This is a genomic window from Nocardia sp. NPDC024068, from assembly GCF_040638875.1.
Lineage (GTDB): Bacteria > Actinomycetota > Actinomycetes > Mycobacteriales > Mycobacteriaceae > Nocardia.
Window position 1 is genome coordinate 109,863 of sequence record NZ_JBEZYU010000003.1, and the last position, 12,094, is coordinate 121,956.

General features: G+C 69.6%; 12 protein-coding genes. 9 read left to right on the forward strand and 3 right to left on the reverse strand.

Annotated elements, in window-relative coordinates:
- Nucleotides 1-63 precede the first annotated feature (63 nt).
- Nucleotides 64-2,055, forward strand: coding sequence for an NAD-dependent DNA ligase LigA (gene ligA / locus AB0F41_RS05660; protein WP_357421532.1), 1,992 nt, complete (start codon nucleotides 64-66; stop codon nucleotides 2,053-2,055).
- A 64-nt stretch (nucleotides 2,056-2,119) separates the two neighbouring features.
- On the opposite strand, the gene AB0F41_RS05665 is transcribed toward ligA, so the two are convergent.
- Nucleotides 2,120-2,554 carry a VOC family protein gene (locus tag AB0F41_RS05665; RefSeq protein ID WP_357421533.1) on the reverse strand — a complete coding sequence of 145 codons (435 nt, stop codon included), beginning with the start codon at nucleotides 2,552-2,554 and terminating at the stop codon, nucleotides 2,120-2,122.
- Between the two features lie 329 nt (nucleotides 2,555-2,883).
- Between AB0F41_RS05665 and AB0F41_RS05670 the strand changes: the two genes are divergently transcribed.
- Both AB0F41_RS05670 and AB0F41_RS05675 read left to right on the forward strand, forming a co-directional pair.
- On the forward strand, nucleotides 2,884-3,540 hold the full coding sequence (locus AB0F41_RS05670) for a TetR family transcriptional regulator (RefSeq protein ID WP_357421534.1): 657 nt from the start codon (nucleotides 2,884-2,886) through the stop codon (nucleotides 3,538-3,540).
- Nucleotides 3,541-3,666: 126 nt separating this feature from the next.
- Nucleotides 3,667-4,269, forward strand: coding sequence for a hypothetical protein (locus AB0F41_RS05675; RefSeq protein WP_357421535.1), 603 nt, complete (start codon nucleotides 3,667-3,669; stop codon nucleotides 4,267-4,269).
- Between the two features lie 84 nt (nucleotides 4,270-4,353).
- Here the strand turns inward: AB0F41_RS05675 and AB0F41_RS05680 are convergent, their stop codons facing one another.
- The gene (locus AB0F41_RS05680; protein WP_357421536.1) at nucleotides 4,354-5,022 is read right to left on the reverse strand and encodes a MerR family transcriptional regulator; all 669 of its coding nucleotides are present in this window, start codon (nucleotides 5,020-5,022) and stop codon (nucleotides 4,354-4,356) included.
- A gap of 40 nt (nucleotides 5,023-5,062) precedes the next feature.
- Complete coding sequence (locus AB0F41_RS05685; RefSeq protein WP_357421537.1) at nucleotides 5,063-5,461, reverse strand: hypothetical protein; 399 nt, start codon at nucleotides 5,459-5,461, stop codon at nucleotides 5,063-5,065.
- Between the two features lie 293 nt (nucleotides 5,462-5,754).
- Here AB0F41_RS05685 and AB0F41_RS05690 point away from each other — a divergent pair, with 293 nt between their 5' ends.
- Genes AB0F41_RS05690 through AB0F41_RS05715 form a run of 6 tightly spaced genes read left to right on the forward strand, consistent with a single transcriptional unit; the run spans nucleotide 5,755 to nucleotide 12,093 of the window.
- Nucleotides 5,755-7,362, forward strand: coding sequence for an ABC transporter substrate-binding protein (locus tag AB0F41_RS05690; protein ID WP_357421538.1), 1,608 nt, complete (start codon nucleotides 5,755-5,757; stop codon nucleotides 7,360-7,362).
- Nucleotides 7,363-7,367: 5 nt separating this feature from the next.
- Nucleotides 7,368-8,327 carry an ABC transporter permease gene (locus AB0F41_RS05695; RefSeq protein ID WP_357421823.1) on the forward strand — a complete coding sequence of 320 codons (960 nt, stop codon included), beginning with the start codon at nucleotides 7,368-7,370 and terminating at the stop codon, nucleotides 8,325-8,327.
- Nucleotides 8,320-9,168, forward strand: a complete 849-nt coding sequence (locus AB0F41_RS05700; protein WP_357421539.1) for an ABC transporter permease — start codon at nucleotides 8,320-8,322, stop codon at nucleotides 9,166-9,168. The genes AB0F41_RS05695 and AB0F41_RS05700 overlap by 8 nt, the downstream gene beginning before the upstream one ends.
- A complete protein-coding gene (locus tag AB0F41_RS05705; RefSeq protein ID WP_357421540.1) occupies nucleotides 9,165-9,350 on the forward strand; it encodes a hypothetical protein in 186 nt (61 codons plus the stop codon). Before AB0F41_RS05700 ends, AB0F41_RS05705 begins: the two co-directional genes overlap by 4 nt.
- 44 nt (nucleotides 9,351-9,394) lie before the next feature.
- A complete protein-coding gene (locus tag AB0F41_RS05710; protein WP_357421825.1) occupies nucleotides 9,395-11,005 on the forward strand; it encodes an ABC transporter ATP-binding protein in 1,611 nt (536 codons plus the stop codon).
- The gene (locus tag AB0F41_RS05715; protein WP_357421541.1) at nucleotides 11,005-12,093 is read left to right on the forward strand and encodes an LLM class flavin-dependent oxidoreductase; all 1,089 of its coding nucleotides are present in this window, start codon (nucleotides 11,005-11,007) and stop codon (nucleotides 12,091-12,093) included. Before AB0F41_RS05710 ends, AB0F41_RS05715 begins: the two co-directional genes overlap by 1 nt.
- The last annotated feature ends 1 nt before the right edge of the window (nucleotide 12,094 follow it).

A 12,094-nucleotide genomic window follows, 5' to 3' on the forward strand; every position in this document is an offset into this window, starting at 1 on the left:
CGAAGCCACGCGGTACCACCGGGTCGGCCTCGGTGTCGGTGGACCTCGGTAGCGTCTGGTGCTGTGGAAGCCGGGGAACGTATCCAAGAGCTCGCAGACCGTATCGTCGCGCTGCGCGACGCCTACTATCGGGGCTCGCCGCTGGTCGCCGATGCCGAGTACGACACTGTCGAGGACGAGCTACGGAGCCTGATCGAGGCGCACCCCGACCTCGCACCCGACCCGAACCCGTTGGAGCAGGTCGGCGCACCCGCCGTGCTGCACGCCCCGATCCGGCACTCGCGCCCGATGCTGTCGCTCGAGAAGGCGACCACCACCGAGCAGGTCGCGGCATTCTTCGACCGCTTCCCCGGGCAGCCGGTCGTGGTGATGCCGAAGCTCGACGGCCTGTCCCTGGCCCTGGTCTTCGAGGGCGGGCGATTGCTACGCGCTGTGACCCGCGGTGACGGCACCACCGGTGACGATGTGACCGTGCTGGTCCGCGCGTTGGTCGACGGGGTGCCCGACCGAATCGACGTCCCGGGGCGGGTGGAGGTGCGCGGCGAGGCGGTGATGCTGCGCTCGACCTTCCTCGCCTACAACACCGCACATCCGGACAAACCGCTGATCAACCCGCGTAACGCCGCGGCAGGCACACTTCGGGCGAAGGACCCTGCCACGGTCGCCGAGCGGCGCCTGCAGTTCTTCGGCTTCGACCTGGACGCGGCGGACGGGGACGCCGCGGTCGATCTCGAGGAGGGCTTGCGGACGTTGGGGATCGCCGGCGCGCAGATGCGGGTGTGCGCCGGCGCCGATCAGGCGCAGGCCGCGATCAGCGCGATCGAGCAGGGCCGCAACGACCTGGACTACGATATCGACGGCGCGGTGTTGCGGCTGGCCGATCGGGGCGCCTACGCGGCGGCCGGGACCCGGTCCAACAGCCCGCGCGGTGCGCTGGCTTTCAAATTCGCCGCCGAAGAGAAGACCACCGTGCTCAACGAGGTGGTCTGGGACGTCGGCAAAACCGGCAAGATCGTCCCGGTCGCGTGGCTGGAGCCGGTGTTCGTCGGCGGTACCACTGTCACCAAGGCGACGTTGGCCAACCAGCAGGTGATCCGCGCCCGCGACATCAAAGTCGGTGACACCGTGCTGGTGCGCCGGGCGGGCGATGTGATCCCGTTCGTGGCCGGCGTACTCGACGCTTCGAAACGCACCGGCGAAGAGCGTGAGATCGTGCCGCCCACCGGCTGTCCGTCCTGCGGGCAGCCGGTGACCGAACAGGGGAACAGCCGGGAACTCTTCTGCACCAACGTCTCCTGTCCCGCGCAGACGGTGCGGCGCCTCATCCACTGGGCGTCGCGGCCCGCCGCCGATATCGACGCGTTCGGGCAGGTATGGATCGAACGCCTCGCCGAGGCGGGAATCCTGGAGCACCCCTCGGATTTCTACGCGCTGACCGCGGAACGCCTCCTGGAGTTCGACCGCATCGGTGAAACCTCGGCCACCCGCATGATCGACTCGATCGATGCCGGCCGTCGGGTGGGGCTGCGGCGTGCGCTGATCGGTCTGGCGATCCCGATGGCCTCCGAGGGCACTGCGGCTCGGCTGGCGCGGGCGGGATTCGGCTCGCTGGAGGAGGTCGCCGACGCGGGTGTCGAACGACTCGTGGCGGTGGAGGATATCGGACCGAAGGTCGCGGCCTCCCTGGTCGAGCATCTCACCCGCCTGCGGCCGGAGCTGCAGCGCCTGCGGTCAGCGGGCGTTTCCTTGGATGTGCTCGAGGAGGACCTGCCGCCGGTCATCGCATCCGGTGGGCCGCTGGAGGGTAAGACGGTGGTGATCACCGGCGCGATCAGCGATCCGCGCTCTGGGGAGAAGGTCGCCCGCCCGACATTCCAGCGACTGTGCGAAAAGGCGGGCGCGACGGCGGTGTCCTCGGTATCGGCCAACACCGATCTGCTCATCACCGGTGCGGGAGTCGGCGAGAGCAAATCGGCGAAGGCGGAGAAACTCGGCGTCGCCGTCGTCGATCAGGGCGAGATCTGGCGCCTGTTGATCGACGCGGGGGTCGTCTGACCGGTGGCGCCGACCGGCCGATGTGGTCACTGTGCCGCTGCTCCGGGAACGCGCCGAGCCGGCGTCACAGTTCCTCGACCAGCCCGATGATGACGCCGGCGGGGCCGCGGATGTAGGCGTAGCGGCAGATGTCCTCGTATCGGGCTACCGTACCCACGAGTTCGGCGCCATGAGCGCGCAGCCGGACGAGGAGGCCGTCGATATCGTCGACGACGAACGTCAGCCGAGGGATGCCCGGGGTGTTCACCGGCGCCTGCTGCGCCGGGCCGGTGGTCGCGGGCGAGCGGAATGTCGAGAGCTCGACGCGGCCATGGCCGTCCGGAGTCCGCACGAAGGCCAGGTCTGCTCGGACGCCGTCCAATCCGAGGAGGTCGTCGGCCCATCGGCCACCGACTGTTGTTTCACCTTCCAGTTCCATACCCAGTTCGACGAAGAAGGCGACAGCAGCCGCGAGATCCTCGACCACAATGCCGGCGTGATCCATCCGGTGGATCGTCATGATGTTCTCCTCGGGTTCGTTTCGGCCCATTCCGGCCGGGTCGATCGGTTCGCTCGCACACCTGGGACGGAACCGCCCGGGCATTTTCGACATCCAGGCGCACGAATTTCCAGATTTTTCCGACCCGGTCATTCGCGGCGCATCCGAAGCCGGTGGTTCCGGATTCACCTGCTCGATCACCCGGCATTGTCCGACAACCGGGAGCGGGTTCCGGTCAGCCGGGCGGTGGCCGTTCGAGGAACGACCGATGCTTACCGAATTTAAGTCAATCGCTTGACTTCAAAAGAGTGGCGGTGTTTGCTTTCGGCACTGGGCACGGAGGAGCAACGATGACCGCCGACAACCTGTCCGCACGGGCAATACGGGTCAGCGCCACCCGCGACGCGATCTTGATCGCGGCCGAACAGCTGTTCGCCGAACTCGGGGTCAACGCGGTGTCGAATCGCCAGGTGAGTGAAGCTGCGGGACAAGGAAACAACGCCGCGGTGGGCTACCACTTCGGTGCCAAGGCCGACCTGGTTCTGGCGATCGTGCGTAAGCATCAGGCACATACCGAGCGACTGTGCCGGGAGCGGGTGGCGCTGGTTCGTACCGTGACCACTCCCCAGGTCCGGGATTGGGTGGAGTGCCTGGTGCGCCCGGTCACCGAGCATCTCGCGACCCTGGGTCATCCCACCTGGTATGCGCGGTTCGTCGCGCAACTCATGGCCGATCCCGCCTACCGGCAACCACTGACCGACGAATCGCTGTCCTCCCGGGCATTGCAAGGCGTGATCGCGGGCCTGCAGCTGTGTCTGGGCCACCTGTCGGCGGATCTGCGGCGGGAGCGCACCATCATGGCGAGCTTGCTCATCGTGCACAGCTGCGCCGAGCGGGAGCGGGCCCTGGCCGCGGGGGAAACGGACCCGCTCGCAGGCTGGGAACCGACCGCCACCCGGCTGGTCGACGCGATCACGGGCCTCTACCTCGCACCGGCGACGGCATGAGCGCGCCGGCCTCGGTGCGGACGGTCCGTGAGATCGAACGTCTCACCAGAGTTACCGCGGCGGCCGCGCCGCGACCGGCCGCGCACGGTGTGCACCGTCGCGGTGAGCATCGGAATGGAGTTCGTCATGGATACTCGGCCATTCGATCCTGCTGATCGAGGTGTTCGGCCCGTACACAAACTCGCCGCCTCGCGGTTGCGGTTCGAGTGGGGCGACGCACGGTACCGGCTCGATATCGTCGGGCGCAGTATCGACGATGTCGTCGAGCATGTGGGCGGGTGGTTGTTCGACCGCGCGACTGCCGGTTGGGAGGTGGCGGTACTGGTCGCCGAACCGTCCGACGACCGGCCGCTGCGGATCCTGGGCGCCCGGATGCTCGATCTGGAAGAGGTTCTCGCATCCGGTGGGTCGGGCCGGCAGCCGCATGCGATCGCCGTCGCGGCCGCGATGGTCGAGCGGGACTCACGGATGAGTCAGGGCTTGCACGCGGCGCTGGACGACGGAGGTCTGCAGGTCGTCGGGTGGGGCGAGGGCTGGCCGAAGGGACCGGGGTATCGGGTGGATCCGGTATGGCATCGGCTCAGTGCCGCGGCCCGCGCGTTCAAAGCCCAGGCACTGGCCGCGACCGGTATCGCGGCGGCGGGCGACGACGTCGGCAGCGTGGAGTTCCTCTGTACCGGCGCCGCGTGGTGGCCGCCGGTGGTTGCCGACCTCAGTCCGGTCAACTGATCGATCAGGTCCTCGCCATCGGTGTGCGGGTAGCGGGCTCCCCTGGTGAACCTGCTGTCCGCGCCGGCGGAGATCCGAAAGATATCAGCGGACGGTTGGTTCCGGCGGATCTGCCGGGCCGCCGGAAGTCAACTGCCCGAATCGCTCCCGCGACGTCTCCGCGTGCGCGACCCGGCGCAGGGTCGCCATCAGTGCGTCGCCGAGAACCGTGCCGACCACCGCGCCCTCCACCAGGTCTTCCGTGGACGGTGCGGCCGCGAGCGCGTCGATATCGGCCCGGGCGATGCGCTGGGCCGCCGCCGCGTAGACCGGCAGCGCCTCGACCGCCCACTCGTGCCCCAGTGCGCGATACATACAGACCGTCTCGATCAAGGCCGCGACCAACGGCGACCCCGGGGGTGGCCGCCAGCCGAGCTCGGCGACCACCTCTGCCACCCGGCCGGCGGCCCAGGAGCGAGCGGTATCGTCGGCGGCTGCCGGCGGTGCCTGTGGCAATCCGTGCTGGGCGACCCCGAGGATGTCATGGGGGGCGGTATCCGGTTCGCCCATCGCGGCAAGCACGTCGCGAATACCGGAGACCGAGAGTCCGCCGATATTTATGAGTGCCCGGACCAGGGCGAGGCGCCGGAGGTGCGCGGGGCCGTAGCGGGCCTGGTTGGGGCTGGTGAGTTCACCGGGTGGCAGCAGTCCCTCGCGCTGGTAGAACTTGATGGTCGCGATCGGAATCCCGGATTCCCGGCTCAGCTCCGCCATCCGCATACGTTGTGGCCTTTCGTTCGTGCCCGTCGCTGCATCATGCCGGGTTCGCGGGTCGGGGCGTGGGCCGGGAGCGGGCCCGGGCGACCGCGAATGCGGCGGTGAAAGCCAGATGGACCACGAGGAAGACCGCGGCGAGGTCGCGCGCATCCCCGCTGAGCACGCCCCAGACATCGTTGAGCGCCACGACGCCGAATCCGATCAGGTTCGCCAGGACGACCGTGTTCGCGATCGAGGCAGGCTCCGCGCGCCGCGCCATCCAGTTCAGGACCGCGATCCCCAGGAACGGCCCGCCCAGCAGCCGCAAAAGTGCGATCAGTTCGGGGGAGGCGTCGTCGGGGACCGCGCCGATACCGAATTGCGCGGGAACGAGCAGAAGGGCGAGGCCGATGGCAGCGAGGTAGGCCGCGGCGAGGGTGAGCAGTGTTCTGAGCATTCGGATAGGTCCTGTTTCGTGACGGAACCCTGATTTATGGATAGCTACTCTAGCCATAATGGAAAGATACGCTATCCACTTCGCGGCGTCCAGATCTCGGAGGGGCGGAGGCGGGATCGACAGGGCCGACCGGTGGCGGCTTGCGCTGTGGCGGTATTGGATTCAGCGTGATCGAGACCGGCGACGGGTTCCCGGGCTCTCCTTAGTGTCGTCCCTACCAGCCGGGTTTCGGCACGATCCCGCCCGGCCCGACGATGCCGTACCTCACCGTGCGGCGCGATCCGGAGAGCTCGATGAGAAAACGCGTAGCCCTGTCCGGGGTGTTCGCCGTGTTGCTCGCCCTGACGGCATGCGGTAACCAGGGACCACACGGTGGCGCGGCGGGTCCGCCGCAGCCCGGTGGCACGCTGCGCTACGGACTTTCCCAGGCGCCCACCTGCTCCGACCCCGCGCAGGCGGGTACCAACCAGACGATCTACGTCGCACGCCAGGTCGTGGATTCGCTGACCGACCAGGATCCGGCGAGCGGTGAGATCAGGCCCTGGCTCGCCGAGCGGTGGGAAGTGAGCCCGGACGCGCGAACCTTCACATTCCATCTGCGTGCGGGCGTGACATTCAGCGACGGCAGCGCACTGACCGCGGATTCGGTGCGTGCCACGTTCGATTCGATCGTGCACACCCTCGGCGGCGTCAAGGCGCCGCTGGGGGCGACCTATCTGGCGAACTACACCGGCACCCGGGTGCTGGATCCGCGCACCGCCCGGGTGGAATTCGGCACGCCGAATGCCCAGTTCCTGCAGGCGACCTCCACCCCGCAGCTCGGGATCCTGGCCGCCTCGACCACCGCGCGTCCCGCCGAGGAGCGCTGCCTCGGCGAGGTGGTGGGCAGCGGTCCGTTCACCTATGCGGAGTACCGCCAGGGCGATAAGGCAACGCTGGCCAGACGTGCCGGATACCGTTGGGGCTCCGCGGTATTCGCACATCAGGGCGAGGCATACCTCGACCGCATCGAGTTCACGGTGGTACCGGAATCCGGGGTGCGCACCGGCAGTCTCGTCTCCGGGCAGCTCGATACCATCAGTGACGCGCTACCACAGGACGCGCCCCAGATCGAGGCCACCGGTGGTCGGGTGGCGACCGCGTCCAATCCCGGTATCACCTTCGGTCTGCAGCCCAATGTGACCCGCGGCCCGCTGCGCGACCGGGCGGTCCGGACGGCGCTGCTCGCGGCGATCAACCGCCAGGAGCTCGTCGATACCGTGCTGGGCCCGCAGTTCCGCACCGCCAGCAGCCCCCTCGCGCACACCACACCCGGCTACGCGGATCTCTCGGCCGATCTCGGGTTCGACCCGGACAAGGCGAAACAGATCCTGGACCGAGCGGGCTGGGTGCCCGGTCCCGACGGCATCCGCGTGCGCGACGGAGCGCGGTTGTCCTTCGCGGTGCTGTTCAGTCAGGTGTTCGCGGGCAACCAGGCCGTCCTCGAACTGGTCCAGCAGCAGGTGCGCGCCACGGGTATCGATCTGCGCCTCGACCTGGTCAGCGGCCCCGAGTACACGGCGCGGCAGAACGCCAAGGATTTCGACACGGTGTACTACAACAGCACCCGCGCCGACGGCGATATCCTGCGCACCGGGTTCGGCCTGGGCGGGCGCAACCTCAATGCCCGTGGCCCGATTCCGGAGCTCGACGGGGTGCTCGACGCCCAGCTGGCCGAGACCGACGGCCCGGCCCGCGCCCGGCTGATCGGTACCGCGCAGCGGCTGCTGCTCACCGAGGGGCTCTGGGTCCCGACCGTCGAACTCTCCCAGGCGATCGGGGTTTCCCCGGTGGTGCAGGGACTGACATTCGAGGCGTCGGCTCGGTTGCAGTTCTTCGATACCTGGCTGAGCGGCCGGTGACGCCGATGATCCGGTACGTGCTGATCCGGGTCCTGCAGGCGGCGGGCGTCCTGTGGGCGGCGTTCACCGTGACCTTCGGGGTGCTGTATCTGCTCCCGGCGGATCCGGTGCAGCTGGCGGTGGACGCCACTCCGGGAACTCCGGTCGACGCGGCCGCGGTGGCCGAACTCCAGGCCCGGTACGGCCTGGACCGGCCGGTATGGGAACAGTACTGGACCGCGCTCACGCACGCGGTGCGCGGGGATCTGGGCTTTTCGCTGACCACCGGGCAGACGGTGGTCGCGGCCATCGGCGAAGCGGTGCCCTCGACGCTCGCGCTGGCGGGTACGACCCTCGTGTCGGCCGTCGTCTTCGGTGGTGGGCTGGCCCTGGCCGCGGCCTACACCGAACGCGGGTGGTTACGAGAGCTGCTCACCGCGCTACCGCCCATCGGTACCGCGATGCCCACGTTCTGGGTCGGGCTGATCCTGCTGCACCTGTTCTCGTTCCAGTTGCGGTTGGTGCCCGCTTTCGGCGGCACGGGGTTCACGGGGACGATCCTGCCGGCGGTCACCCTCGCCGTGCCGGTGGGCGCGGTGATCGCGCAGGTGCTCCACAGCAATCTGGTCGACACCTGGCGACAGCCGTTCGTTGCCGTCGCCTACGCCAAAGGGGCCTCGCGGATGTGGGTGCAGTGGCGGCACGTCCTGCGCGCCGCGATCGGTCCGGCGCTTACCGTCGCGGGCGTCTGGGTGGGCACGGTGCTGGCCGGATCGGTGATCGTGGAGACGGTTTTCGCGCGGGCGGGGATCGGCCGGCTGACCCAGACCTCGGTGCTGAACCAGGACATCCCGGTGGTGCAGGGCATCGTGGTCTTCTCCGCCGCGGTGTATGTGCTGGTCAACCTCGTAGTCGACCTGGTGTATCCGCTACTGGACGCACGGGTGACGGACAGTTCACGCGGTAAGGCGGTCGCGTATGCCTGAGTCGAGCACCGTGCGGAAGCCGCGCCTCGCGAGCCCGGCGCGATGGCGGACCGGAGCAGGCGTCGCACTCTCGGCCGGGGTCCTGGTACTCGTGCTCGGCTGGGCGGCGGCGCCGGGATGGTTCGCCGGCGGCGATCCGCTCACCGGCGTGCCGGCCGAGAAGTTCCGCGGACCCGGTCCGGGACATTGGTTCGGCACCGACAATCTGGGACGCGACCTCTACACCCGGGTCGTCCACGCGGCGGCCTTGTCGCTGACGGCCACCGTGCTCGCGGTGGCGATCGGCCTGGTCGCCGGTTCGCTGCTCGGGCTGCTGTCGGGTGCGGTCGGCGGCCGTTTCGACGGCGCGGTCATGCGGGGTGTGGATGTGCTGCTGTCGATCCCGGAGCTGCTGCTGGCGCTGGCCCTGGTGACGGTGCTCGGTTTCGGCACCGGCAATGTCGCGCTGGCGGTGGGAGTGGCGCTCATCGCGCGCTTCACCCGGGTGATGCGGGCCGAGGTACTGCGGGTGCGGCGCGCACCGTACGTGGAGGCGGCCTTCGCCTCCGGGGTGCGCTGGTACACCGTCCTGTTACGGCACGTCCTGCGTAATGCCTACGCCCCGGTGGCGGCGCTGGCCGCGGTGGAATTCGGGATGGCGGTGCTCGCGGTGTCCTCACTGAGCTTCCTCGGCTACGGCGCGACTCCACCCACCCCGGAATGGGGTTCGCTGATCTCCGAGGGACGTAACTATCTGGCCACCGCCTGGTGGCTCACCACCCTGCCCGGTCTGGTCATCGTCGCGGTGGTGCTGGCCACCCAACGGCTCGGACGGGTCCTCGCACAGGAGGGATTGCGGTGACAGCACCCGAATATCACGGGGTTCGATTCGGTGACCGGCCGCAGGACCGGCGTCGGCGACCGGACAGCGGGCCGGCCGCGGCCGTGCGCCGGCTCGGCCGATTCCTGGGCGCGGGCTGGTCCTTCCACGCCGATCAGGCCGGGCGGATGCCCGGACTGTTTCTCACGGGCGGGCAGCTGTGAGCGGATCGCGGGGCGAGCAGAGGCCGATCGATACCGGTGATGTTCTGCTGCGGGTCGACCGGCTCGCCGTCGCCTACCGGGCCGGCGATATCGTGACCGAGGCCGTCGACGAGGTGTCGCTCACCGTGCGGGCCGGCGAAACCGTTGCCGTGGTCGGTGAATCCGGATCGGGGAAGTCCACCCTCGCGCACGCGATCATCGGACTGCTCGGCGGCGGCGGTGAGATCACCTCGGGCAGTATCGAATTCGCCGGGGAACGGATAGACCGTCTGTCGCCGAAGGCGTGGCGGCGGATACGCGGAGCCGGGATCGGACTGGTGCCGCAGGACCCGGCGATCTCGTTGAACCCGGTACTGCGGGTCGGTGACCAGGTGGCGGAGACGCTGCGCATCCACGGCCGCGCCGACCGGCGCACCGCCGGGGCCCAGGCGGTCCGGATCCTGACCGACGCCGGACTGGATCGGCCGGAACTGCGGGCGCGGCAGTTCCCGCAGGACCTCTCCGGTGGTCAGCGGCAGCGGGTGCTCATCGGTATCGCGCTGGCCTGCGGCCCCCGGCTGATCATCGCGGACGAACCGACCAGCGCCCTCGACGTCACCGTGCAGCGCCGGATCCTCGACCACCTCGCCGGACGCACCGCCGAAGCCGGCGCGTCGGTCCTGCTGATCACCCACGACCTCGGCGTGGCGGCCGATCGCGCGGACCGGATCGTGGTGATGCATCGCGGCCGGATCGTGGAAACCGGGACCGCCGAAGAGGTTTTCACCCGGCCTCGGCACGAATACACCCGCCGCCTGCTGGCCGCGGTGCCCAAGACCGATGGTCCGGCGCGCCCCACACGATCGCCTGCCACACCCGCACCGCTGCTTTCGGCACACGGGCTGTACAAGACCTTCCGGATCACCCGCGGTACGAGCCTGGCGGCGGTGGCCGATGTCTCGGTGACCGTGCGGCGCGGCGAAACCCTGGCGCTCGTCGGGGAATCCGGGTCCGGCAAGTCGACCACCGCCCGGATGATCGCCCGGCTGGAGCGGCCCGACCGCGGCAGTGTCGAATTCGACGGCACCGATATCGCCGCCCTGCGCGGTGCGCGATTGCGGGAGTGGCGGCGGCGTATCCAGATCGTGTACCAGAACCCCTACGCCTCGCTCAATCCCAAACTGAGCGTCGAGGCGATCGTCGCCGAACCGCTGCGGGCGTTCGGTCTCGGGGACCGGGCGGGCCGCCGGGCCAGGGTGGCCGAACTGCTGGACCAGGTGGCGTTACCGCCGGACAGCGCCGCCCGGCGTCCGGCGGAACTGTCCGGTGGCCAGCGGCAACGGGTGGCCATCGCCCGCGCCCTGGCGCTGCGCCCGGAGCTGGTCATTCTCGACGAACCGGTTTCGGCCCTGGATGTTTCGGTGCAGGCCCAGATCCTGGGCCTGCTCGACGATCTGCAATCCGAGCTGGCGTTGAGCTATCTGCTGATCTCCCACGACCTCGCCGTCGTGCGCGGCACCAGCGACCGGGTCGCGGTGATGCGGGCGGGCCGGATCGTCGAAACCGGCCGGACGGCAGAGATCTTCGAGGCTCCCCAGCACGAGTACACCCGGGAGCTGCTGCTCGCCGTGCCCGGTGCCGCGGGCCGGCACCGGCCGAGAGAAAGGACCGCGTGATGCCACAGGGGTCTCCGCTGCTGACCGCCGTGGAATTGGCGGGCACCGGTGTTCATCCCGCGTCCTGGCGGCGTGCCGATTCGCGGGCGGAGGAGTTGTTCACCGCCGGGTACTGGGTGGATCTCGTCGGCGCCGCCGAACGGGCCGGCCTGGACCTGGCCTTCCTGCCGGATTCCTTCGCGCTGCAGGCCGAGGGTGTGCGGGGCCGTCCGGAGGCAGCCGGGATCGCGGCCCGGGTCGCCCCGGCGACCGGGCGCATCGGGTTGATTCCGCAGGTCCCGGTCACTCATACCGAACCGTTCCATGTATCCAAGGCGGTCGCCTCGCTGGACTACGCAACCTCCGGCCGGGCCGGTTGGGAGGTCACCGTCTCGCCCGGTGTGCAACAGGCACGGCTGTTCGGCCGCAAATCCGAACAGCCGGAGGTGTCCCTGTGGCACGAGGCCGATGAGGCGATCGAGGTGGTCACCCGCCTGTGGGACAGCTGGGAAGACGACGCCGAGATCCGGGATGTCCCGACCGGCCGGTTCATCGACCGCGACAAACTGCACTACATCGATTTCGTGGGCGACCATTTCACGGTCAAGGGCCCGTCCATCACGCCCCGGTCCCCGCAGGGGCAGCCGCTGGTCGCGGTGCGGGCTTCCGGAGCCGACGCCACCCGGGTGGCGGTGCGCCGCGCCGACCTGATCCGTATCCGCGCCGATGATCCGGCCGCGGCCGCCGAAACCCGGGCGGCGCTGCGGACCGCCGTCGCGGCCGCGGGCCGGGACCCCGACCTGATCCGCGTCCTGCTCGATATCGAGGTGCATATCGCGGCGACCGCGGAAGTCGCGGCCGACGAGGTCGCGCAGCTGGAACAGTGGATCCCCACCCCGGCCGCCGGGACACTGCGGCATATCGGGACGTCCGGCTCGCTGCGTGCCCTGCTCGATACCGCGCACCGGCAGGAGAGCGCCGACGGAGTGGTCCTGCGACCCCTGGCGTTGCCCGCTTTCCTGGAACGACTTTCGGCTCCGCTCACCACACTGCGCGGTCGCCTGGGGCTGCCGCGCCCCCTCAACCGGTACACGACCGAACGGGTATGAC

Excerpts from the sequence above, each read along its gene's own strand:
- AB0F41_RS05665 (WP_357421533.1), bottom strand. The coding sequence starts at position 2,554 with ATGACGATCCACCGGATGGATCACGCCGGCATTGTGGTCGAGGATCTC.
- AB0F41_RS05685 (WP_357421537.1), bottom strand. The coding sequence starts at position 5,461 with ATGCTCAGAACACTGCTCACCCTCGCCGCGGCCTACCTCGCTGCCATC.
- AB0F41_RS05700 (WP_357421539.1), top strand. The coding sequence starts at position 8,320 with ATGCCTGAGTCGAGCACCGTGCGGAAGCCGCGCCTCGCGAGCCCGGCG.
- AB0F41_RS05695 (WP_357421823.1), top strand. The coding sequence starts at position 7,368 with ATGATCCGGTACGTGCTGATCCGGGTCCTGCAGGCGGCGGGCGTCCTG.
- AB0F41_RS05680 (WP_357421536.1), bottom strand. The coding sequence starts at position 5,022 with ATGGCGGAGCTGAGCCGGGAATCCGGGATTCCGATCGCGACCATCAAG.
- AB0F41_RS05715 (WP_357421541.1), top strand. The coding sequence starts at position 11,005 with ATGCCACAGGGGTCTCCGCTGCTGACCGCCGTGGAATTGGCGGGCACC.
- AB0F41_RS05690 (WP_357421538.1), top strand. The coding sequence starts at position 5,755 with ATGAGAAAACGCGTAGCCCTGTCCGGGGTGTTCGCCGTGTTGCTCGCC.
- AB0F41_RS05675 (WP_357421535.1), top strand. The coding sequence starts at position 3,667 with ATGGATACTCGGCCATTCGATCCTGCTGATCGAGGTGTTCGGCCCGTA.
- AB0F41_RS05670 (WP_357421534.1), top strand. The coding sequence starts at position 2,884 with ATGACCGCCGACAACCTGTCCGCACGGGCAATACGGGTCAGCGCCACC.